At 67.0% G+C, this 21,189-nt stretch carries 18 protein-coding genes; 4 read left to right on the plus strand and 14 right to left on the minus strand.

Annotated features, from left to right (window positions below):
- Positions 1-21: 21 nt before the first annotated feature.
- The 6 genes from NX068_RS02270 to NX068_RS02295 all read right to left on the minus strand — a co-directional run bounded on the left by NX068_RS02270 (position 22) and on the right by NX068_RS02295 (position 7,035).
- The gene (locus NX068_RS02270; RefSeq protein WP_263459668.1) at positions 22-3,141 is read right to left on the minus strand and encodes an efflux RND transporter permease subunit; all 3,120 of its coding nucleotides are present in this window, start codon (positions 3,139-3,141) and stop codon (positions 22-24) included.
- Positions 3,142-3,156: 15 nt separating this feature from the next.
- Entirely contained in the window at positions 3,157-4,269 is a 1,113-nt protein-coding gene (locus tag NX068_RS02275) for an efflux RND transporter periplasmic adaptor subunit (protein WP_263459669.1), read from the minus strand.
- Positions 4,266-4,832, minus strand: a complete 567-nt coding sequence (locus NX068_RS02280; protein ID WP_263459670.1) for a hypothetical protein — start codon at positions 4,830-4,832, stop codon at positions 4,266-4,268. Before NX068_RS02280 ends, NX068_RS02275 begins: the two co-directional genes overlap by 4 nt.
- 18 nt (positions 4,833-4,850) lie before the next feature.
- Positions 4,851-6,095, minus strand: coding sequence for a TolC family protein (locus NX068_RS02285; RefSeq protein WP_263459671.1), 1,245 nt, complete (start codon positions 6,093-6,095; stop codon positions 4,851-4,853).
- Positions 6,096-6,224: 129 nt separating this feature from the next.
- Positions 6,225-6,575 (minus strand): hypothetical protein, encoded by a 351-nt coding sequence (locus NX068_RS02290; RefSeq protein WP_263459730.1) that lies wholly within the window; start codon positions 6,573-6,575, stop codon positions 6,225-6,227.
- Positions 6,576-6,705: 130 nt separating this feature from the next.
- Complete coding sequence (locus NX068_RS02295) at positions 6,706-7,035, minus strand: DUF4148 domain-containing protein (protein ID WP_263459672.1); 330 nt, start codon at positions 7,033-7,035, stop codon at positions 6,706-6,708.
- A 168-nt stretch (positions 7,036-7,203) separates the two neighbouring features.
- Here NX068_RS02295 and NX068_RS02300 point away from each other — a divergent pair, with 168 nt between their 5' ends.
- Entirely contained in the window at positions 7,204-7,890 is a 687-nt protein-coding gene (locus NX068_RS02300) for a heavy metal response regulator transcription factor (RefSeq protein WP_263459673.1), read from the plus strand.
- A gap of 2 nt (positions 7,891-7,892) precedes the next feature.
- Positions 7,893-9,272: a heavy metal sensor histidine kinase gene (locus NX068_RS02305; RefSeq protein ID WP_263459674.1), complete on the plus strand. Its 1,380-nt coding sequence runs from the start codon at positions 7,893-7,895 to the stop codon at positions 9,270-9,272.
- A 9-nt stretch (positions 9,273-9,281) separates the two neighbouring features.
- On the opposite strand, the gene NX068_RS02310 is transcribed toward NX068_RS02305, so the two are convergent.
- Genes NX068_RS02310 through NX068_RS02320 form a run of 3 tightly spaced genes read right to left on the minus strand, consistent with a single transcriptional unit; the run spans position 9,282 to position 12,518 of the window.
- Positions 9,282-9,938 carry a DsbA family protein gene (locus NX068_RS02310; RefSeq protein WP_263459675.1) on the minus strand — a complete coding sequence of 219 codons (657 nt, stop codon included), beginning with the start codon at positions 9,936-9,938 and terminating at the stop codon, positions 9,282-9,284.
- Positions 9,935-10,360, minus strand: coding sequence for a disulfide bond formation protein B (locus NX068_RS02315; protein WP_263459676.1), 426 nt, complete (start codon positions 10,358-10,360; stop codon positions 9,935-9,937). The genes NX068_RS02310 and NX068_RS02315 overlap by 4 nt, the downstream gene beginning before the upstream one ends.
- Positions 10,350-12,518, minus strand: coding sequence for a heavy metal translocating P-type ATPase (locus tag NX068_RS02320; protein ID WP_263459677.1), 2,169 nt, complete (start codon positions 12,516-12,518; stop codon positions 10,350-10,352). The genes NX068_RS02315 and NX068_RS02320 overlap by 11 nt, the downstream gene beginning before the upstream one ends.
- Positions 12,519-12,905: 387 nt before the next feature.
- Between NX068_RS02320 and cadR the strand changes: the two genes are divergently transcribed.
- Entirely contained in the window at positions 12,906-13,343 is a 438-nt protein-coding gene (cadR, locus tag NX068_RS02325; protein ID WP_263459678.1) for a Cd(II)/Pb(II)-responsive transcriptional regulator, read from the plus strand.
- Positions 13,344-13,528: 185 nt separating this feature from the next.
- On the opposite strand, the gene NX068_RS02330 is transcribed toward cadR, so the two are convergent.
- The 5 genes from NX068_RS02330 to NX068_RS02350 all read right to left on the minus strand — a co-directional run bounded on the left by NX068_RS02330 (position 13,529) and on the right by NX068_RS02350 (position 19,902).
- The gene (locus NX068_RS02330; RefSeq protein ID WP_263459679.1) at positions 13,529-15,100 is read right to left on the minus strand and encodes an AMP-binding protein; all 1,572 of its coding nucleotides are present in this window, start codon (positions 15,098-15,100) and stop codon (positions 13,529-13,531) included.
- On the minus strand, positions 15,100-16,851 hold the full coding sequence (locus NX068_RS02335) for an ABC transporter permease subunit (RefSeq protein ID WP_263459680.1): 1,752 nt from the start codon (positions 16,849-16,851) through the stop codon (positions 15,100-15,102). Before NX068_RS02335 ends, NX068_RS02330 begins: the two co-directional genes overlap by 1 nt.
- Positions 16,852-16,870: 19 nt before the next feature.
- On the minus strand, positions 16,871-17,932 hold the full coding sequence (locus NX068_RS02340; protein WP_263459681.1) for an ABC transporter ATP-binding protein: 1,062 nt from the start codon (positions 17,930-17,932) through the stop codon (positions 16,871-16,873).
- Between the two features lie 16 nt (positions 17,933-17,948).
- Positions 17,949-19,016 carry an ABC transporter substrate-binding protein gene (locus NX068_RS02345; protein WP_263459682.1) on the minus strand — a complete coding sequence of 356 codons (1,068 nt, stop codon included), beginning with the start codon at positions 19,014-19,016 and terminating at the stop codon, positions 17,949-17,951.
- 118 nt (positions 19,017-19,134) lie between these two features.
- Positions 19,135-19,902: an enoyl-CoA hydratase/isomerase family protein gene (locus NX068_RS02350; protein WP_263459683.1), complete on the minus strand. Its 768-nt coding sequence runs from the start codon at positions 19,900-19,902 to the stop codon at positions 19,135-19,137.
- A 424-nt stretch (positions 19,903-20,326) separates the two neighbouring features.
- Between NX068_RS02350 and NX068_RS02355 the strand changes: the two genes are divergently transcribed.
- Complete coding sequence (locus NX068_RS02355) at positions 20,327-21,172, plus strand: IclR family transcriptional regulator (protein ID WP_263459684.1); 846 nt, start codon at positions 20,327-20,329, stop codon at positions 21,170-21,172.
- Positions 21,173-21,189 lie beyond the last annotated feature (17 nt).

Genomic DNA, 21,189 nt, shown 5'->3' on the forward strand with positions numbered 1-21,189 from the left:
TGTCGTCGGGGGGTACTGCGCTCAGAATGCCTCGGCGTTCCGGTCGTCCAGCAGGCGCTCGACATCGCGCCGGCCGAAGAGCCAGAACATCGCGGGGGTCAGGAAGGTGTCCAGCAGGGTCGAGCTGATCAGGCCGGAGAAGATCACCACCGCGACCGGATGCAGGATCTCGGTGCCCGGCCGTTCGGCCTCGAACAGCAGAGGGGCCAGCGCAAAGGCCGTCACCAGCGCGGTCATCAGCACCGGCGACAGGCGTTCGAGCGAACCGCGCAGGATCATCGCGTGGTCGAAGTTCTCGCCCTCGATGCGCATCAGGTTGATGTAGTGGCTGACCTTGAGGATGCCGTTGCGCACCGAGATGCCGGCCAGCGTGATGAAGCCGATGAGCGCCGCGACCGACAGCGGCTGGCCGGACAGCCACAGGCCGATGACCGCGCCGACCAGCGCGAGCGGGATGTTGGCCATGATCAGCGCCGACAGCCGTACCGACTTGTAGCGGCTGTAGAGCACCACGAACATCAGCACCAGCGACACGATCGACAGCATCCCGACCAGGCGGGAGGCTTCCTCCTGCGCCTGGAACTGCCCGCCCAGCGTGATGAAGTAGCCTTCCGGCAGCGTCATGCCGGCCACCGCGGCGCGGATGTCGGCGACCACCTCGGACAGCGGACGCTGCTGCGCGTTGGCCGACAGCACGATGCGGCGCTTGCCGTCGTCGCGGCTGACCTGGTTCGGACCGTCGCCATCCTCGATCGATGCCAGCTTGGACAGCGGCACATGCCCGCTCGGCGTTTCGATGAGGATCTGCGCCAGGCCGTCGATCGAACGCGCGGATTCGGGCAGGCGCATGACCAGCGGGAAGCGCCGGCCGCCTTCGACGATCTGGGTGATGCGCTCGCCTTCGACCAGGCTTTGCAGTACAGCCAGCACCTGAGGTGCCGGCACGCCGTAGCGGGCCGCCGCCGCATAGTCGATGCGCACCTTGATCTGCGGCGCCAGCACCTGTTTCTCCACTTCCAGGTCGGCAACGCCGGGAATGCCGGCCAGCCGCGCCTGCAGCGCATCCGCCTGGCCGCGCAGCACGTCGAGGTCCTCGCCGAAGATCTTGATCGCGATCTGCGAGCGCACGCCCGACAGCATGTGGTCGATGCGGTGTGAAATCGGCTGGCCGATGGAGATCGCGGCCGGCAGATTCACCAGCCGCGAGCGGATGTCGGCGGTGATTTCCCCCATCGAGCGGGTCAGCTCCGCTGCCGGCTGGAGGCCGACGTCCAGTTCGCTGACATGCACGCCTTCGGCATGCTCGTCGAGCTCTGCCCGGCCGCTGCGGCGGCCGACGTGCGTGACCTCGGGCACCTGCGACACCAGCACTTCGGCCTGCTGGGCGAGCGCGGTGGATTCCGCCAGCGTCACGCCGGGGTTGAGGCGCATGCCGATCAGCAGGGTGCCTTCGTTGAACGGCGGCAGGAAAGTCGTCGGGAAGAAAGGCACCGCGGCCGCGGCGACCACGACCGCTAGCCCACCGGCCGCGACGGCCGCCCGCGGGCGATCGAGCACGCCTTGCAGCGCTGCACGGTAACGCGCTTTCAGCCAGGCCAGCAGGCGCGTATCGCCATGGTCGAGCGACTTCATCCGCGGCAGCAGATAGAAGGACAGCACCGGCGTCACCGTCACCGAGACCACCAGCGAGGCCAGCGTCGACACGATGAAGGCCACCCCCAGCGGCACGAACAGGCGGCCTTCCATGCCCGGCAGCGCGAACAGCGGCAGGAACACCAGCACGATGATGATGGTCGCGTACAGGATCGCCGAACGGACTTCCATGGTCGCGCGCGCGACGAGCTCGATCGGGTGCAGGCGGTGGGTCGGATGCCTTGCCCGGTCCTCCTTCAGCCGCCGCAGCACGTTCTCGACGCCCACCACCGCATCGTCGACCAGCCCGCCGATCGCGATTGCGAGCCCGCCCAGCGTCATCGTGTTGATCGACAGGCCGAAGTACTTGAACACCAGCGCGGTCATGAAGATCGATACCGGGATCGCGGTGAGCGCGATCACCGTCGGGCGCAGCGTGCCGAGGAAGAAGAACAGGATCGCCGCGACGAACAGGGATGCGGCGATCAGCTTGCCCTGCAAGGTGCTGATCGAGGCTTCGATGAAGCTTGCCTGGCGGAAGGTGACCTCCGGCGCTTCCATGCCCTCGGGCAGCGAGCGTTTCATCTCGTCGAGCGCATCCTCGATCAGCCGCGTCAGGTGGATGGTGTCGGCGGTGGGCTGCTTCTGGATGCCGAGGATCACCGCCGGCTTGCCTTCGAAGCCGGCATCGCCGCGCTTGAGCGCCGGCGCGAAGGTGACGTCGGCGATCTGGCGCAGCAGGATCGGCTGGCCGTTGCGCGCCGTGATGGCGAGGTTCTTCAGGTCGTCCAGGCTGGACGTGCGGCCGAGGTGGCGAATGAGGTATTCCCGCCCGGAGAGCTCCAGGAAGCCGCCCGAGGTGTTCGACGAGAAGCCGCGGATCGCCGCTTCCAGCTGGTCGAGCGAAATCTCCAGCGCCGCCATGCGCCGGGTATCCGGCTGGACCTGGAACTGGCGCACTTCGCCGCCGATCGGAATCACCTGCGCGATCCCCGGGATCGCCATCAGGCGCGGGCGCAGCACCCAGTCGGCGTATTCGCGCACCTGCATCGGCGTGCTCTTCGCCGTGTCGACCGGGATCGCGATCTGCATGATCTCGCCCATCACCGAGCTGATCGGCCCCATGCGCGGAATCACGTTCTCGGGCAGGCCTTCCTCCATCGCCGACAGACGTTCGGACACCATCTGCCGCGCCAGGAAGATCTCGGTGCTCCAGTCGAAGGTGACATAGATGAAGGACAGCCCCGCGCTCGACACCGAGCGGACGGACTCGACGCCGGGCAGGCCGTTCATCGTCGTCTCGAGCGGAAAGGTGATGAGCTGTTCGACCTCCTCGGCCGCCATGCCGCCCGCTTCGGTCATGATCGTGACCGTCGGCTTGTTGAGATCGGGGAACACGTCCACCGGCGTGCGCGTGAGCGTGAACGCGCCATAAGCCATCAGCACCAGGCTGGCGATGATCACCAGCATGCGGTTGCCCAGGCTGTTGTCGAGTAGCCACTTGAACATCGTGCGGACGCTCCGTCAGCGAATCTGGTTGATCAGCGTGGCCGCGCGCGTGGCGACGCGCTCGCCGGCAGCGAGGCCCGAGGTCACCGCGACGTTCGCGCCGTCGAGCGGCGCGATGGTCACGGTGCGCGGCTCGAAGCGCTCGGGCGCGGTCTTGACCCACACGATGGCCTGGTTCGCCGGGTTCTTCAGCACCGAGGCCGCCGGCACGCTCACGCCGTACTGGGTGCTGCGCGTCTGCACGATGACTTCGACCGGCTGGCCGACCGTCAGCGCATGCGCGGCTCCGTCAGCGACCGCGAAGCGCAGCGGCAAGGCCTGTTCGCGCAGGCTGCGGGCGGCACCGATGAACGACAGCGGCACGCGCCGTTCGCCGGCGGCGAGGCTCGCACCCGCGACGTCCCCGGCCAGTTCGGCGTCGTAGGCCAGCGCCTCGACGTGCAGGCGTTGCGGATCGACGATTTCGAAGATGAGTTCGCGCGCATCGACGACCTGGCCGGCCACCGCGCTGCTCGATGCCAGCACCCCCGAAACCGGCGCGGCCAGCACGTCGCGATTGCTGAGTCCGGCATTCAATACCGCCATGCGGGCGCCGAGGCTGGCGAGCTCACTTTCGGCGGCTTCGATGTCCTTGCGCGGAACCGTATCGGCCAGGGCTTGCAGCCGTTCGGCGCGCTTCTGCGCAAGTGTCCTGGCCGATTGCAGCTCGGCCAGCTGCGCAAGCTGGTTCGAACGTTCGATCTGCCCTGCCGACGGCAGCACGTAGGCGAGGACGTCTCCCTTCTTCACTGCTTGGCCGACGCTGGGCAGCCCTTTCGGCCCTGCTTCCAGGCGGCCGGCCAGCATCGCCTGCACCCGGCCGCCGGCATTCGGGTCCATGACGACGCGGCCCGCGAGCGCGATCGAGCGTGGCAGCTCTCCGGCTTCCGTCAGCTGCGTGAGGACGCCGATCTGGCGCTGTGCAGGCTTGGGCAGAAAGACGCTGCCGTCCGGCAGCCGCCGCGGGCCATTGCCGCTGGCCTGCACCGGGCCTTCGTCGCCGTGGTCGTGGCCGGGGCCCGCCAGGGCGTTCGACGACGCACCGGCCAGCGCCAGGCTCAGCATCGCGATCAGGATCTTCGCCTTCATGCCGCACCTCCGGCGGAACGCTTGGCCACAGCATCCTTGCGCAGCGCTGCCCGGGTCACGCCGCCGAGCGCCAGCAGGCCGGCCACCAGCCAGCCGGCGTAGCGGGTCATGTCTGCCGCGGTCTCCACGCCGTGTGCTTCCTCGTCGTCGTGGATGTCGAGCTCTCCGGCCAGCAGGTCGGCCTCGTCGCCGGCGACCACCATCGCGGTCACGGGCAGCACGCCCGGCGCCGGCGGCTCGGCCAGCACGGCTGCGAAAGTCCCGTCCGGGCGGGTTTCGAGGGGGACGGGCGCGCCGTCGATCTCCAGTTCCAGCGTTGCCTCCAGCACCGGAGCGTTGTCGGCGAAATGGTCCAGGTAGAGGGTGAGGTTCCTGCCGTCGACCACGCCGACCAGTTCGAACAGCTCGGAAACGGCGGTGAAGCGCGGCAGCGCCGGGCCGGACATCCGGGCCGGCTCGTCGCCGTGGTCATGGTCGTGTCCGGGGCCGGCCAGGACGGGGGCGGCAAAACCCGCCAACGCGGCAGCCATGCTCCAGGCCGCCAGGGTATGGACGATCTTCATGTGGGGAATTCCTGTCGTTTATCGGGGCAGCAGACCGAGGGCCTGGCGCTGGGTGGAAATGGCGGCAGCCAGATCAATGCGGGCGCGGGCGAGCTGGCGTTCGGCTTCGTCCGCTTCCAGCTCGATGCGCAGCCGGGTCGGCAGGTCGGCCTCGCCCAGGCGGAAGGCGTTCTGGAAGAAGCCGCGGGACTCGCCGGCAAGCCGGGCGCGCCGCTCGGCGGCCGTCAGTTGCGTGCGCGCCGATGCGACGCGTACCTGCGCCAGATCGAGGTCGGCGAGCACACGCTCGCGCTCGATCAAAAGCTGGGCTTCGGCTTCGATCGCTGCGACACTGGCTTCGGCGACACGCGCACGATGGCGCGAGCCGCCGCCGAACGGAATGCTTACGGCGAGCGTCACGGTCTGCTCCCAGTCTTCGCCTGCTGCGCCCCGTTCGCGGGTGGTCGTCAGGCTCAGCTCCGGGTTCGCACGCCCCTGGATGTTGGCCAGCTGCATGGCGCGTCGCGCGACTTCGGCCTTGTCCCTCAGCTCGGCCACGACCGGATGCGCGGCTTCGGCCATTCCGTCGACTGCGGCCGGGCCCGGGTCGGCCTCCGGCTGCGGCATGTGGCCCGCATCCAGCGTCGGCGTGATCCCGGTCAGCGCACGCAACTGCCGGATCGCCTCGGCTTGCGCACTGCCGGCCTCCGCCGCCGTCGCTTCGGCCGCCGCCACCGCACCGTCTGCCTGGTGCTGGTCGGCGCGCGCCAGTTCACCTGCCTTGACGCGGCGTGCCACATCCGCGGCCAGCTCACGCGCGCTGTCCAGCCGTTTCCGGCCCAGTTCGGCCTCGACCACGGCGCATTGCCACGCCCAGTACGCTTCCCTGACCTCGGCCGCCGTGCGCAGGCGGGCTGCGTGGCTGCGGCTCTCGCCGGCACTCAGCTCCGCCGCGGCGAGGCCGGCCATTCTGCCGCGTTCGCCCGGCAGCCAGATCGGCATGGCGATGCCGATCTCGTATTCGCGGCTACCGTGATTGCCGTCGAAGCGATCCGTCTTGCCCGCAACTTCCAGCGCCGGCGGCTCGGCCAGCCAGTTGTCCGCGCTCTCCCGCCGTGCGCGTGCCGCCGCCTGCACGGCGTCGAACGACTGCGCTTCGGGCTGCCGCGCCCAGGCGGCTTCGAAAGCCCGTTCCAGTGTCAGCGGCGCCTGGCTCCAGGCGCCGCCGGCGGCGAGGCTCAGCAAGAGCCCCGCGATCCAATCGATACGTTTGATTTGAAGCATCCAATTCTCCGCAAGGGACGAGGTACGGAAAATCGGCAAGGCACGATCATGCGGGCCGCGACGGACGCGCGGCACCACCGTCCACGACGGTCGAAGCACGGGATCGAGGAAAAAGGGATGCCCTGCCGATCAGGCAGAGCGGGACCACTTGGGGCGTTCAGGCTCGGAGAAGAGCCCGGCGGGCAGCCAGGTTCGCAACTCCCCGCCGGGGAGCACGGCGACGATGCTGGCAGGCACGACGCCCACATCGGCTGATGGGACCGTCATGCAACTGAGCGCATGGCAGAAGCTGCAGTCGGGGGCGACCCCGCTGCTCTCGCCGTCGGCGGTGCTGGCGGAGTCCGCCTGATGGGGATGGGCGTGATGCCCGAGATGGCTGGCCGCTGCGCCGGTTTCGTGCTGGCAATACGCACTGGCCGCGGCCCAGCTGAACTGGAGCGGCAGTACGAGCAGGAAAAGGATGGAAAGCCAGCGGCGCATGGTGGCGGATTGTAGCGGCAGGGACAGAAACAAAAAACTGAGTTGTCAGCGTAGTCATTACGGGTCGCCGGCAAGGCCCGGCACGTTTCCGCGACCCGGCTCCGCGCTTGTCGAAACCGGGCTACGGCACTCAGGAACCGACGTAGATGCCTCTCAGTTTCACACGCTCGGACGGCGGAATGCTCTTCAGTTCGTCGAGCACTTCCTGGCGCGTCTTCCCCGGACCGGCATGACGGGACGGCACCGGGAGGCCACGCGAGACGTAGAGATAGCTCCCGTCGGCCTTCGCCTGCTCCAGCTCGCGCATTACGTCTGCGCGGGTCTTGGTGCTCTTCACGTGATTGACGAACACATGCTCGCCATTGACGACATGCCAGTCGGAATCCGCCAGCGCAGTTCCGGGCAGCAGGCAGGCGGCAGCCAGCAGCGATACGAGAGTGGATGTTCGGGCTTTGGACATGACGGGGCTCCTTTCTTCGATATGAAATGTGCGTCGCCGGCCTGGCGGTCTCGAATGCCATGCGCTGGACACGGGTCGTACTGTAGGGAAGCGTCCACGTCGAAACGCGAACAGCCCGATTACGAATTCGTAATCACGAACGGCTGCATGCTCCGCGATAATCGGTGCATGAAGATCCTGGTTGTCGAAGACGAGCCCAAGCTCGCCGAATACCTGCGCAAGGCACTCACCGAAAGCAGCTACATCGTCGACGTCGCGCTCGACGGCATCGAGGGGCGCTACCTTGCGCTCGATGGCCATTACGATCTCGTCGTGCTCGACGTCATGCTTCCCGGCCTGGATGGCTTCGGTCTCCTGGCCGCCTTGCGCCGCGAGAAACGCGTCCCGGTACTGATGCTCACCGCGCGCGACAAGGTCGAAGACCGCGTGCACGGCCTGCAGGCCGGTGCCGACGACTATCTCGTCAAACCCTTCGCCCTGTCCGAATTGCTCGCTCGTGTGCAGGCCCTGCTGCGGCGCAGCGCGATTTCGCCGGCTGCACAGGATCCGACGACGCTCGAACTGGCCGACCTGGAGCTGGATCTCGTGCGGCGCAAGGCATCGCGCAGCGGACAGCGGATCGATCTGACCGCCAAGGAATTCGTGTTGTTGACCCTGCTGCTGCGCCATACCGGCCAGGTGATATCGCGCACGGCGCTGGCCGAACAGGTGTGGGACATGAATTTCGACAGCAACACCAACGTCGTCGAAGTGGCGGTACGCCGCTTGCGCGGCAAGATCGACGACCCCTTCGAGCTCAAGCTGCTGCATACGGTGCGAGGCATGGGTTACGTCCTCGAAGACCGGAGCGCCTGAGCATGCTCCCCCGGCGCTCCCTCGGCCGCTGGCTGTCGTCCTGGCTGGCGGTACAGAGCTTCGCTGGCCTCGGGCTCGTCTGCCTCCTCGTCTACAACGCCAGCAGCTTCAGCATATCCGCCAGGCAGGCCGAGGAGCTCCAGCACAAACAGGAGCTGGTCCGCCATCTCGTCGACGAGATGGCGAGCCTCGACGATCTCCCCAGTCTGCGCCACAAGCTCGACGATTTCTTCGTGGGGCATGTCGATATCGGCCTGAGCCTGGCCGACGAAACCGGTACGCCGGTGTACCTGATGCGCCCTGTCCGGAATGCAGGCAAGGATCTGCACCGGTTCGCATTCGAAATGCCTGCGCCGTGGCTGCCGACGTCCACGCTGAAAGCAGAGTTGACGCTCGACGTCAGCGCCGACACCCGTTTGCTGAATCAGTTGGCCTGGACCCTGCTGGCAAGTGCGCTCGTCGGCGCGCTGCTCATCTCCGCGGGTGGTGCATGGCTCGTGCGGCAGGCCTTGCTTTCCGTTCATGACCTCGCCCGCCAGACTGCCGCGCTCGCCCCGGAGAACGTGGGACGGCCGCTCGACGGCTCCGCTCAGGTGGAAGAACTGCAGCCCCTGGTCACCCAGTTCAATGCGCTCCTTTCCCGCCTGGATGGGGCTTATCGGCAACTGGAGGGATTCAACGCCGATGTCGCCCATGAACTGCGCACCCCGCTGGCCATCCTGATCGGTGAAACCGAGCTTGCACTGAACCGCAAGCGCAGCACCGAAGAACTGAAGGAGGTGCTCGCCTCCAATCTCGAAGACCTCCATCGGCTCGCGAGCCTCGTCAACGACATGCTGTTCCTGTCGCGCGCGGACCGGGGGGAGCGTGCCCGTCGCAGTCCGATAGAGAGCCTCGCCGCCCTGGCGACCGATGTCGTCGACTTCCACGAGGCTGCGCTACTTGAAGCAGGCATCCGTGCTCGCGTACGTGGCGACGCTGCCGGCACCTTCGATACGGCGCTGCTGCGCCAGGCCTTGTCGAACCTGCTCGCCAACGCGACCCGGTTCGCCCGGCACGGAAGCACGGTCGATATCGACATCGCCACGGATCTCGCGGGAAACGTCCAGCTCTCCGTCACCAACAGCGGCCCGAGGATTCCCGCCGAGCACATCCCCCGCATCTTCGAGCGCTTCTACCGTGCCGATCAGGCCCGCGAGCATGGCGGAAACAGCCATGGGCTCGGTCTGTCGATCGTTGCCGCGATCGCACGCATGCACGGCGGCTCGCCGTTCGCCCGCTCTGTTGCAGGCTCGACGACGATTGGTTTCAGGTTCCCTGCCCAGGCGGAAGAATCCCGTGGAGATCGCAGCCAGGCGCCCCGGCATGGCCAGGGTGCCTGAACGGTCGGCTCAAGGCTGAAGCTTCGCGACCTCCTCGGCCACCAGCCGTGCAAGCTGCTCCGGGCCGAAGCTGGGCAGGCTGCGTCCATTCACGAAGAAGGTCGGCGTCTTGCTGACCTGCAGCGCGTTCAGATCCTCGACGTCCTGCGCGAGCACGGCCTGGATCTCCGGGGTTTCCATGTCCTGCCGCGCCCGCTCCATGTCCAGGCCGGCCCGCGCCGCAGCCTCGAAGGCGACGCCGATGTCGGGCCTGGCGTGGTCGGCCCACTCCGGCTGCGCCGCCAGCAGCGCTTCGAGCACCGGGATGTAGAGGCCCTGCTTGCGCGCGGCTTCCAGCAACTTCACGACCTGGTCCGAACCGTGGTGGAAAGGCGCATAACGCAGCGCGAGCCGTACCTTGTCCGGGTATTGGGCCATGATCTGCTTGACGATCGGGTAGAAGGCGCGGCAGGTCTCGCAGGCGGGATCGAAGAACTCGACGATGGTGACCGGCGCGCTCCGCGGCCCGATGATCGGCGTATGCATTCTGATGAGGCGGCTTTTTTCCGCGCCGACGCGCGCATCCTGTTCGGCCTGTGTCTGGTCGCGGTAAGCCCCCATGCCGAAGTAGAAAGCCAGGCCGAGGATGAGCAGCACACCGAGTGCCACCAGTTTTCTTGCATTCACGGGCGCGTCCTTTGTAGATGAACCGTCAGCGAAACGGCGATTGCGAGGAAGGCGGCCAGCGACAGCCAGGGAATCTGGATGTCGCCGAGGATGACCAGCGCCTGCCGGCTGCATGAGGGGCCGGTGCCGCAGGGGACCCACCACTGCGGCACCCAGCCGGCAATCAGCGCGCTTTGCCAGGCCGCCAGGGCGGCGCCGGCCAGGGCAAAAGGCATCGCATACACCGCACCGCGCCGATCCCCGGCGAACACGGCGATGCCGAGGATGATGGCCAGCGGGAACATGGCGATGCGCTGGTACCAGCACAGCACGCAGGGCGTCATGCCCATCACTTCGCCGATGAACAGGGCGCCCAGTGTCGCGGTCAGCGCGACGGCCCAGGCGGCCATCAGCCACCACCACGTCCTTGATTTATCGTGCATCGAACCGCTCTCGCAGCTTGTATTGCGTACTGCCCTCCTCGGCATGCACGCCCCTCAGCAGGCGCAGGCCGTTGAACACCACCAGCAGGCTGGCGCCCATGTCGGCGAACACGGCCATCCACATCGTCGCATTGCCGAAGATGGCCAGCACGAAGAACACGGCCTTGATCCCGAGCGCAAGCACGATGTTCTGCCACAGTACCGCGTGGGTCTTGCGCGACAGCCGGATGGTCTCGGGCACCTTGCGGAGATCGTCGTTCATGATGAGCACGTCGGCGGCCTCCTTGGCCGTGTCGGTGCCTGCGGCCCCCATGGAGAAGCCCACGGCGGCGACCGCCAGGCTCGGCGAATCGTTCACGCCATCGCCGACCATGCCGACGGTCTCGCCGGCGCTCAACTGCGCCACGATCTGCTGCTTGTCCTGCGGCAGCAGGTTGGCTCGTACCTCGTCGATGCCGACCTGGCGTGCGATGGCCTGCGCCGTCGAAGGGTTGTCGCCGGTGAGCATCAGCGAACGCACCCCCAGGGCATGCAAGTCCTCGATCGCCTGGCGGCTCGTTTCCCGCGTCGTATCGGCCACCGCGAACAGCGCCAGGGCATCGTCGCCGCTGGCGAGCAGCGACAGCGTGCGGCCCTGGGCCTCCTGCGCCTGCATCAGTGCTTCCAGTTCCGGCGAACACAGGCCCCGCTCGTGAATCCAGCGATGGTTGCCGAGCACGTACTCCCGGCCATCCACCACACCGCATACGCCGCGTCCCGGCTCGGCGCCGAAGTCGCCGACGCTCAGTGGCTCGGTGCCCAGGCCGGTCGCGATCGCCTTGGACACGGGATGATCGGAACGAGCGGCCAGGCTCGCGGCGATGCGCAGCACCTGCTGCTCGGGCAAGCTGTCGGACAGGACTCGATGCGCCACCAGCGCGGGCCGGCCTTCGGTCAGCGTGCCGGTCTTGTCCAGGGCGATGACCTGCAGCTTGCGGGCCTGCTCCAGATGGACGCCGCCCTTGATCAGGATGCCCCTGCGCGCTGCAGCCGCCAGTCCGCTGACCACCGTCACCGGCGTCGAGATCACGAGCGCGCAGGGGCAGGCGATGACCAGCAGCACCAGCGCCTTGTAGATCGCCTCCAGCCAGGGCCAGCCCAGCATGAGCGGCGTGCCGACGGCCACCGCCAGGGCCATCACGAACACCGCCGGGGTATAGACGGCGGCAAAGCGATCGACGATGCGCTGGGTGGGGGCCCGCTGGCCCTGGGCCTCCTCGACCGCGTGGATGATGCGCGCCAGCACCGTGTCGGCGGCCGGCTTGGTGACTTCGAATTCCAGCGCGCCGCTCTGGTTGATGGTGCCGGCAAAAACCTCGTCGCCGGCCTCCTTGTCCACCGGGATGCTCTCGCCGGTGACGGGGGACTGGTCCACCGCGCTGCGTCCGGCGAGCACGCGGCCGTCCAGCGCGAAACGCTCCCCCGGCTTGACGCGCGCGGTCGCGCCGACCGCCACGGCCTTCGCATCCACCAGCATCCAGCTGCCGTCGGGCTGGCGCACTTCCGTCTGCGGCGGCGACAGCGCGAGCAGGCCGGCGATGGCGTTGCGCGCGCGCTCGACCGAACGCGCCTCGATGAGCTCGGCCAGCGAGTACAAGGCCATGACCATCGCGGCTTCGGGCCACTGGCCGATCAGGAAGGCACCGATGATGGCCACGCTCATCAGCGCGTTGATGTTCAACTGCCAGTGCAGCAGCGACGACAGGCCCTTGCGGAAGACCTCCGTGCCGGCCAGGGCGATGGCCGCGGCCGCGACGCCCATGCCGGCCAGCTTCCAGACCAGCGTCTCGGGCGCGAAAAAATGGAACATCTCGGCGGCAAGCGCCACGGCGAGCGCAGCCAGCAGGCGCTGCAGCTCGGTGCGCTGGCGTCCGGCGACGTCCTCCGCACGTGGCGGTGCCGCCAGGGTTTCCACCTTGAAGCCCAAGCGCTCGATCGCGGCCACGATGGTCGCCATCGTCCCGGCGGGCGCGTCGACGGCCAGCACCCGGGCAGGCAGGTCGAAGCGCAGGCGGGCGATGTCCGGCATGCCTTCCAGCGCACGCCGGATCTGCCCCTCCTCGACGGCGCAGTCCATCGCCGGAATGCGCAGCAGCTGCATCCCCTGGGCGTCATCCATGGCAGGCGCAGCGACGGTGATGCCAGGCGCTGCGCAGCAGTGATCGTCCGGGCAGTGATCGGCTGTCGAGGAAACCGTGGCCGCTGCGGTGCCGGTGCAGCAAGCCGACTCCTGCCGGGCACGCAGCCTGGCAGGTGCCTCGCCAGCGTGGCCACCGGCCGAAGAACCGCAGCAGGTGTCCTGTGAGGCGGAAGGCGTGGAAGGACGCAGCATGGGTCGTTCACAACACGCGTCGCCGGCATTTCCAGCCTGTGCGCCCGAAGCGTATTTCGAATCTGAAGTGGTCATGGCGAACTGATCCAGCCGTTTCGATGACAGCTATTGGAAACCCTGTAGCAACTAAAGAGTCAAGCCCTATAATCCAACAGTGGATTTCTGGAGAACGTCATGAAGATCGGCGAGCTTGCGGCCTCATCCGGTACGCCGGTGGAGACCATCCGCTACTACGAGCGCGAAGGGCTGCTCCCCGAGCCCGCGCGCACGGAAGGGAATTTCAGGCGCTACGAGCCGCCCCACCTGGAGCGGCTGCAGTTCATCCGCCATTGCCGCAGCCTGGACATGTCGCTCGATGAAATCCGTGTGCTGCTGGGCGTCAAGGATGGCGGCGCGGAAAACTGCGCCAACGTCAATGCGCTCATCGACGCCCACATCGGGCATGTCTCGGCGCGGATCAGGGAATTGCGCGCACTGGAGAAGCAACTGCGTGAGTTGCGCCGGCGCTGCTGCAGCCCGAGCACCGTGGATCAGTGCGGCATCCTCGCGGAGCTGTCGGTCGCCGCGCAGGAGCCTGTCGCCGTCACGCGGCTGGGGGTGCATTCCCGCTAGCATTGCGTTCCGCCGACGGCCTTGCCAGCCGGCCGCCGCCGATCGGCGCGGAATTGGCAGAAGCCTCGCCACCTGGGCGCCTTCATGTCGCGGCGGTTCGGGAGGGCGAAGTGGTTGCGGGAAGGAAGCGGGAAGAACGGACGGCGATTGCGCCGGACATCAGGTCCGGCGCGATGGGCGGAAAACTATTTCGCTGCCCTGTCCCACGCCGTGCCCGTATCGGGCGACAGCTTGTGCTTCTGGATGCGCTGGCTGGGCGTGAGATCGAAGCGGTCGATCTTCATGAAGTAGCGCGGCAGCTGGAAGGCCGCCAGGCGCGGCCTGGCCCATTCGACCAGTTCGGCCCAATCGACCGATTGGCCTTCGTTGAACTTCACGTACAGGAAGATCTCCTGCTCGCCGATGGCGCTCTTGACGCCCATCGCGGCCGACATCTCGATGCAGGGGTGGTCGGCGAACACCCGCTCGACCTCCCAGGCCGACACGTTCTCGCCGCGCACGCGCATGCTGTCCGATGCGCGGCCGATGAAGAACAGGTCGCCGTCGGCATCCTGGCGGGCCATGTCGCCGGTATAGAGCCTGCCGTTGCGCAGCGCCTTGGCGGTCGCCTCGGGGTTCTTCCAGTAGCCCGGCAGCAGCGTGCCCTCCAGACTGCTCTCCACCACGATCTGGCCCGCCGCGCCCACCGGCACCGGCTGGTCGTTGTCGTCGAGCAGGCTGAGCGTGATCCACGGCAAGGGGCGGCCGATGGAGCCCGGCTTGCCGGTCTCGTTGAGCGTGGCGAAGCTGGAGCCTTCGGTCATGCCGTAGCACTCGCGCAGCTCGCACCCCAGCCGGTCGCGGATGGGCTGCCAGTTGCTCGCCGACACGCCCGCGCCCCACGCGACGGGGATGTGCACATCGGCCGGCTTCGCGTCCTCGGGCAGTTGCATCAGGATGTCCAGCACCCCGCCCAGGTAGTGCAGATGGGTGGCGCGGGATTCCTGCCACTGGCTCCAGAAACGGCTGGCGGAGAAACGCTCGACCACCAGCAGCGTGACCTTCTCGAGGAAGGGCATCAGCAGCATCTGGGCGCCGCCGATGTGGCACAGCGGCTCCCACAGGAAGGCGCGATCGCCCGCCTTGATGTCGGCCACGCGGATCGCCGCCTCGGTGGCGATCCGCATCATGCGATGGGTGAACACCACGCCCTTGGGCGCACCGGTGGTGCCCGAGGTGTAGATCAGGCACAGGGTGTCGCCGACTTCGCAGGGCGTGTGCGTCAGTTCGCCGGGCGGGACGGCGTCGCCGCGGCTGGACACGCGCCAGTCCTGGTCTGCGACATTGACCACCCGTGCATTGCCTTCGAGACGCCCGCCGGGCGCCTCGGCTCCCTCGAACAGCGGCGCGAACTCGTCGTCGAGCATCAGCAGCGTCGGCTCGGAATGCTCGAGGATGTATTTCAGCCCCATTCCGCGCAGCTTGGTGTTGATCGGCACCCACACCAGCCCGGACAGCACGATGGCGTAGATCAGCGCGATGTGCTGCACCGAGTTGCCGAGCATGACCGCCACGCGATCGCCCTTCTCCAGGCCTTCGGCCGCCAGCCAGGCCTGGAAGGCGGCGACATCCTGGCGCAAGGCCTGGGGCGACAGCTGCTGTCCCTGGAAATCGATGACGGTATGCGGATCGTCGCTCAGCAAGCCTGCGTAAAGCAGCGGCGCGACGTCGAACCGGTCGTTGTCGATGCGCTGGGGTAGATATTGAAGTCGGGTCATCACCGGCTACCTTTGGATTTGATGTACGAGGACAGGAAGATGATCAGCGTGATCAGCAGAATCATGAGCGTGGAGACCGCCGCCAGCGTGGGCGATACCGCGAGCTGGATGTCGTCCCACATCTGCTTGGGCAAGGTGGTGTTGACGCCGCCGCTGACGAAGATGGCGATGGTCAGGTCGTCGAATGAGACGATGAAGGCGAACAGCAGCGCCGAGGTGATGCTGCCGGCCAGCAGCGGCAGCAGTACGGTGCGCAGGCGGGCGAAGCCGGAAGCGCCCAGAATGCGCGCCGCATCGTCCAGCCGCCAGTCGAACTGCCGGAAGCCGGCCGCCAGCGTCACGACCACGTAGGGGATGGCCAGCACGGTGTGGCCGATCACCAGCGCCACGTCGCTGCCGGTCAGGCCCAGGCTGGCGAACAGGTACAGCAGGCCGATGGCGACGACGATGCGGGGCACGATCAGCGGCGCCACGTACAGCGCGAACAAGGGCTTGACCCAGCGCGAGGACACCTTGGTCAGCGTATAGGTGGCGCCGAAGCCCAGGACCACGGCCAGTACCGCGGTGACCGCGCCCACGCTCAGCGAACGCACCATCGCGGCATGCCAGACCGGCGATTCCAGGAAGTCCTGGAACCAGCGCAGGCTGAAGAGCTCGGGCGGGAACGCCACCACCGCGGTCTTGCTGAAGGCGATGGGAATGACGATCAGGATCGGCAGCACCAGGAAGCCCACCACCGCCAGGCAGTAGCCCACCAGCACACCGGCCTTCTGCGCGCGGATGCTGCGCGCGGCGAAGGCCCGGTCGATCAGCCCGCCCAGCGCATAACCCAGCCGCGAGAACCAGCCTGCCCCGCCGCCGCCGTTCTGGCTGGTCTCGCCGGCCAGCGAGGTCAGCCCGGCCAGCCGGTCATATACGTAGAACACGATGATCGAGCACACCAGGATCAGGATGGACAGCGCCCCGGCCATGCGCATGTCGAGCAGCTCCAGCACCGAGGAAATGACCATCTGCGCGATCATCGATTCGCGCGGCGTGCCCAGCAGCGCGGGCACGATGAAGAAGCCCAGGCAGGTGATGAACACCAGCAGGCCGGCGGCCGCCACGCCGGGCAGCGACAGCGGGAAGAACACCGTCAGGAAGTTGGTGGCACGGCCGGCGCCGAGGATTTCCGCCGCGCTGCTCAACTGCCGGTTGATGCCCTGCATGGTCGGCAGGATGGTGAGCACGGCCAGCGGCAGCATGGCATGCACCATGCCGACCAGCACGCCCAGCATCGAGGGCGCCAGCGTATCGTTGCCGTCGATCAGGCCCAGCAGTGTCGCCACCGTGGTCAGCAGGCCGGTCTTGGACATCAGCAGCATCCAGGCATAGGTCTTGACCAGATAGCTGGTCCAGAACGGCAGCAGGATCCACAGCACCCAGCGGTTGCGGCGGCGCTCGCTCAGCATGCTGAGCAGGTAGGCCAGCGGATAGCCGAGGGCCACCGACAGGAAAGCGGTGGCGAATGAAATGCCGAAAGTCGTCCACAGCACCTTGACGTACACCGGCGCGGACACCAGCCGCTCGAACGGCGACACGTCGAAGCCGCCCTCGTCGGCGACGAAGCCGCCCCACAGGATCTGCAGGACCGGAATCAGGAAGAACACCGCCAGGAAGGCGATGGCGGGAACGGCAGGCAGCCAGATCCGGGCGAACTGGCGCTGCGGCGAGGCCGGCGCGGCGGCCGGCGGCAATGTGGTCGTCTGCATGCGAGTCTCCTTGCCGCGCTCAGGCGCGCAGCACGCGCGAACGCGCCAGGTCCCAGTGCAGCCCCACCCGGTCGCCCAGCGCCAGCTGGCGCTCGCGGCCGCAGCGGGCGATGAAGGCCGCGGAGGTCGCCGCATCATCGGCCTGTTCCAGCGTCACCACGGCACGCACTTCGCTGCCCAGGAACACCGCCTCGCTGACCGTGCCCGAAAGCCAGCCCTGCCCCGGCGACACCAGCTCGACCGCCTCCGGGCGCACCATCAGCGTGGCTTCGCTGCCGGCGGCAGGCGCGTCGTCCTGCGGATGGACGGGAATCGTGGCCTGGCCGACCTGGAACTGCCCGGCGGCCTGCATGTGGCCGTCGATCAGGTTGGACTGGCCGATAAAGTCCGCCGCGAAGCGCGTCTTCGGCTGGTCGTACAGGTCCATCGGCGTGCCGAGCTGCTCGATGCGCGCGTGGTTCATCAGGCAGATCCGGTCGCTCATGGTCAGCGCCTCTTCCTGGTCGTGCGTGACGTAGATGAAGGTGGAGCCCAGTTCCTGATGCAGGCGGCGGATCTCCAGCTGCATGTGTTCGCGCAGCTTCTTGTCGAGCGCGCCCAGCGGCTCGTCGAGCAGCACCACCGAGGGGTTGTAGGCGAAGCAGCGGGCCAGCGCCACGCGTTGCTGCTGCCCGCCGGACAACTCCTTGGGATAGCGGTGCCCGTACTCCTTCATCTTCACCATGCCCAGCGCGTTCTCCACCTGCCCGGCCAGTTCGCGTTCGGGCACCTTGCGCATGCGCAGCCCGTAGGCCACGTTGTCGCGCACCGTCATGTGCGGGAACAGCGCATAGCTCTGGAACACCATGCCGATGCCGCGCTCGCCCGGCGGCGCGTAGGTGGCATCCTTGCCGTCGATGAGCAGCTTGCCGCCGGACGGGGCGACCAGTCCGGCGATCATCATCAGCAGCGTGGTCTTGCCCGAGCCGGACGGCCCGAGCAAGGTCAGGAACTCGCCTGCACGCACCTGCAGGTCGGTCGGCAGCAGCGCGTCGAAGTCGCCGTAGCGCTTGGCCAGGCCGGTGGTTTCAAGCTTGAACATGGCAAAGACCCCGCGCTCAGGAAATCAGGAAGTTGTTGAAGCGCTCGGTCACCGCCTGGCGGTTCTCGGCCCACCACTGCGGGCTGGGCGACACCATGCCCTTGATGTTGTCCGGCGCGCTGGGCAGCACCGTGGCGCGCTGGGGATCGATGAATTCCATCGACTTGGTGTTGGTCGGGCCATACGGCAGGTCGGACGTGAACTCGGCCTGGCGCCGCGCATCGGCGCAGAAGCGCACGAACTGCTTGGCCAGCTCCGCGCGCGGCGTGCCGCGGGGGATGCCCCAGCCTTCGATCGCGTAGAGGCCTTCGTTCCAGACGATCCTGACCGGTGCGCCATTGTCGATGGCAGTCTGGGCACGGCCGTTCCAGGTGGCCACCATGTCCACGTCGCCGTTCTGGATGATCTGCATGGCCTGCGCGCCCGAGGTCCACCAGATGCTGATGTGCCGCTTGATCTTTTCCAGGCTGCGGAAGGCGCGGTCCACGTCGAGCGGATACAGCTCGCTGGCCGGCACCCCGTCGGCCATCAGCGCCTGCTCGAGGGTGTCGATCGGATTGCGGCGCAGGCTGCGGCGGCCGGGGAATTTCTCGACGTTCCAGAAATCGGCCCAGTTCTTGGGGCCGTCGTCGCCATACTTGTCGGTGCGATAGGCCATGATCGTGGCGTACACATCCACGCCCAGCCAGTTGGGGGTGATCGCATCCGGCATCAGCTCGGGAAACTCGGCATTCGTCAGGCCGATGGGCTCGAGCAGGTTGTTCGCTTCCAGATAGGGGATGTCGGCCGACAGCGTCAGCGTGGTCACGTCCCAGATGTAGTTCTTCGACTTGACGATGGCGCCGATCTGGGCGGTGGGCTGGGCTTCGCGGGCGACGTTGACGACCCTGATGCCCGTGGCCTTCTCGAACGGATCGTAGAAGGCGCGGCGATAGGCGGCGGTGTACGGACCGCCCGGGTCCGATACGACGATCTGCTGCTTGCCTTGCGCGAAGGCGAGCGGCGCGACCTGGGCCAGCACCAGGCCACCTGCGGTGGCTTTCAGGAATCGACGACGATCACTGCTGTTGAGAATTTTGCTCATGGCGTACTCCTATCGACGCAAGACGTCCGGGGATCGGGGACGGCGTGGCGGCCCGCGGGCCGCCGCTGGTTGTACCGCCGCCCCGCCAGGGGGCGGGATCGGCGGCGGGTCCGGAGGATTACTTTTGGCGCTTGGCCAGGAAGGCGGCCATCATCTGCTGCGGCTCGCCGGACCTGTAGGCATCGGCGTGGATGCGGATCGCGGCGTCGATGGTCTCGCGGAAGCTCGCCTCGCTCATCTCGCGGAAGCGCTGCTTGTCCAGACGCATCGTGACGGGCGGCTTGGCAGCCAGCTCGCGCGCCACTTCGAAGGCACGGGTCATCACCTGATCCTGCGGCACCAGATGGTGCAGGATGCCGATGTGGCGGCATTCCTCGGCATCCATCAGGCGGCCGGTGAGGGTCAGCTCGATGGTGCGCGACATGCCCAGGACCAGGTTCATGATCCAGGGGCCGGTAACGCTGGCGATGCCGGAATTGATCTCGGGCTGGCCCATCTTGACGCCGGGGTGGCCGACGCGCACGTCGCCCAGCAGCGCCACCTGGAAGGCCGAGCCGGCGGCGGTGCCGTTGAGCGCCATGATCAGCGGCTTGTCCAGGCTGCGCAGGGTGTCGTAGTACTCCTCCCAGGTACGGATCCAGGCTTCGGAGTCGGTCTCGTCGAAATGCTGGGCCTCCTCCAGGTCCTGGCCGGCGCAGAAGGCACGGTCGCCGGCACCGGTCATGATGATGGCGCGGGTGGCCGCGTCGGCATTGAAGGCGCGCAGCGCCTGCATGATCTCGGCGCGCATGGCGCCGTTCCAGGCATTGAGCTTCTCTGGACGATTGAGCCGGACCAGCCCGATGTTGTCGTGTTGCTCGGTTTCGATGAATTGATAGGTACTCATGTTTGCTTCTCCGTTGCGCCGATAGAACTGTATTTTTATAAAATATAAATCTGTGTAATGGAGATAGAAAATAAGTGAATACCCTAACGAACGGTGCGCAAAACAGGAAAACATCGCCTCACTTCGCGCCTGACAGGCATCTCGGAGGCATCTCCGTAGCCAGGAAATCCGCTAATTTATTTCTATTCACTAAAACAATACTGAATTTTCCGATGGAACAGGACATCCTTAGCACGAGCTGTGCCAGGCCTTGAATCGGCTTGAAAACCCCGTTTTCAGGGGTCGGGGCCCTGGTTCGCCAGGTGACCGATGCACCTGAGAGGTGAGTTGCAGCTCGACCGTGCCTGCTCATGGTGCAAAGGCAAGATTTATTTATTTTTATGCAATAAGATACGCACCAAGAAAGAACGCCCGATCCGAGCCCATGCCAAGAAAGCCTTCCTCCCCTCCCCCCACGCTCTTCGACCCTGCCGCCGGCGCCGAGGAAAAGCGCAGCAAGAGCGGCGACCCGCGGTCGTCGCCGCTCTTCGTAAACTCGGTGGAGAAAGCCTTCCAGATCCTGGCCGTCTTCGGCCCCAGCCGCAGGCAGCTCACGCTCACCCAGATCGTCGCGCAGTCGGGCATGGACATGAGCTCGGTCCAGCGCTTCACGCACACGCTGGTCACGCTCAACCTGCTCAGAAAGGATCCCCGCAGCAAGTCGTACGAACTGTCGCCCGGCATCCTGAGAATGGCGCACCAGTACATATCGTCGAACGACCTGGTCAGCCGGGCCATGCCCTACCTCCAGCACCTGGCCATGGAAACCGAGGCGGCGGTCAACCTGACCATCCTGGACGGCACCGACATCGTCTATCTGCAGCGCATCGTGAGCCGCTACGTGCTGTCGCCGGAAATCATCATGGGCACGCGCCTGCCCGCCTACTGCACCTCGTCGGGCCTGGCCATGCTGGCCGCGCTTCCCCGTCACGAGGCCGAGGCCATCCTGGACCGCTCCCAGCTCATCAAGTACACCCGCCACACGGTCAATGACCGCGAGCAGATCCTGGCCCGGCTCGACACCATCCGCGACCTGGGCTATTCCCACGTGGAAGACGAGATGTACCTCGGCGACATCGCGCTGGGCGTCGCCATCACCGATTCGAGCAACAAGGTCGTCGGCGCGATCAACATCGGCATCGCCCGCCCGCAATGGAAGGGCGAGGAAGACAAGGAGAACATGCTGTCGCTGCTGATCGCGGCAGGACGCGCGATTTCCAGCCGGGGATGACGCCGGAGGCGGCGCGT

The organism is Thauera carbonicopians (genome assembly GCF_025699485.1).
GTDB lineage: Bacteria > Pseudomonadota > Gammaproteobacteria > Burkholderiales > Rhodocyclaceae > Thauera.

Bases quoted from the DNA above. Each gene is read 5' to 3' on its own strand.
- NX068_RS02275 (WP_263459669.1), bottom strand. From the start codon at position 4,269: ATGAAGGCGAAGATCCTGATCGCGATGCTGAGCCTGGCGCTGGCCGGT.
- NX068_RS02345 (WP_263459682.1), bottom strand. From the start codon at position 19,016: ATGAGCAAAATTCTCAACAGCAGTGATCGTCGTCGATTCCTGAAAGCC.
- NX068_RS02295 (WP_263459672.1), bottom strand. From the start codon at position 7,035: ATGTCCAAAGCCCGAACATCCACTCTCGTATCGCTGCTGGCTGCCGCC.
- NX068_RS02280 (WP_263459670.1), bottom strand. From the start codon at position 4,832: ATGAAGATCGTCCATACCCTGGCGGCCTGGAGCATGGCTGCCGCGTTG.
- NX068_RS02300 (WP_263459673.1), top strand. From the start codon at position 7,204: ATGAAGATCCTGGTTGTCGAAGACGAGCCCAAGCTCGCCGAATACCTG.
- cadR (WP_263459678.1), top strand. From the start codon at position 12,906: ATGAAGATCGGCGAGCTTGCGGCCTCATCCGGTACGCCGGTGGAGACC.
- NX068_RS02350 (WP_263459683.1), bottom strand. From the start codon at position 19,902: ATGAGTACCTATCAATTCATCGAAACCGAGCAACACGACAACATCGGG.
- NX068_RS02285 (WP_263459671.1), bottom strand. From the start codon at position 6,095: ATGCTTCAAATCAAACGTATCGATTGGATCGCGGGGCTCTTGCTGAGC.
- NX068_RS02320 (WP_263459677.1), bottom strand. From the start codon at position 12,518: ATGGATGACGCCCAGGGGATGCAGCTGCTGCGCATTCCGGCGATGGAC.
- NX068_RS02290 (WP_263459730.1), bottom strand. From the start codon at position 6,575: ATGCGCCGCTGGCTTTCCATCCTTTTCCTGCTCGTACTGCCGCTCCAG.
- NX068_RS02305 (WP_263459674.1), top strand. From the start codon at position 7,893: ATGCTCCCCCGGCGCTCCCTCGGCCGCTGGCTGTCGTCCTGGCTGGCG.
- NX068_RS02330 (WP_263459679.1), bottom strand. From the start codon at position 15,100: ATGACCCGACTTCAATATCTACCCCAGCGCATCGACAACGACCGGTTC.
- NX068_RS02355 (WP_263459684.1), top strand. From the start codon at position 20,327: ATGCCAAGAAAGCCTTCCTCCCCTCCCCCCACGCTCTTCGACCCTGCC.
- NX068_RS02340 (WP_263459681.1), bottom strand. From the start codon at position 17,932: ATGTTCAAGCTTGAAACCACCGGCCTGGCCAAGCGCTACGGCGACTTC.
- NX068_RS02335 (WP_263459680.1), bottom strand. From the start codon at position 16,851: ATGCAGACGACCACATTGCCGCCGGCCGCCGCGCCGGCCTCGCCGCAG.
- NX068_RS02315 (WP_263459676.1), bottom strand. From the start codon at position 10,360: ATGCACGATAAATCAAGGACGTGGTGGTGGCTGATGGCCGCCTGGGCC.
- NX068_RS02270 (WP_263459668.1), bottom strand. From the start codon at position 3,141: ATGTTCAAGTGGCTACTCGACAACAGCCTGGGCAACCGCATGCTGGTG.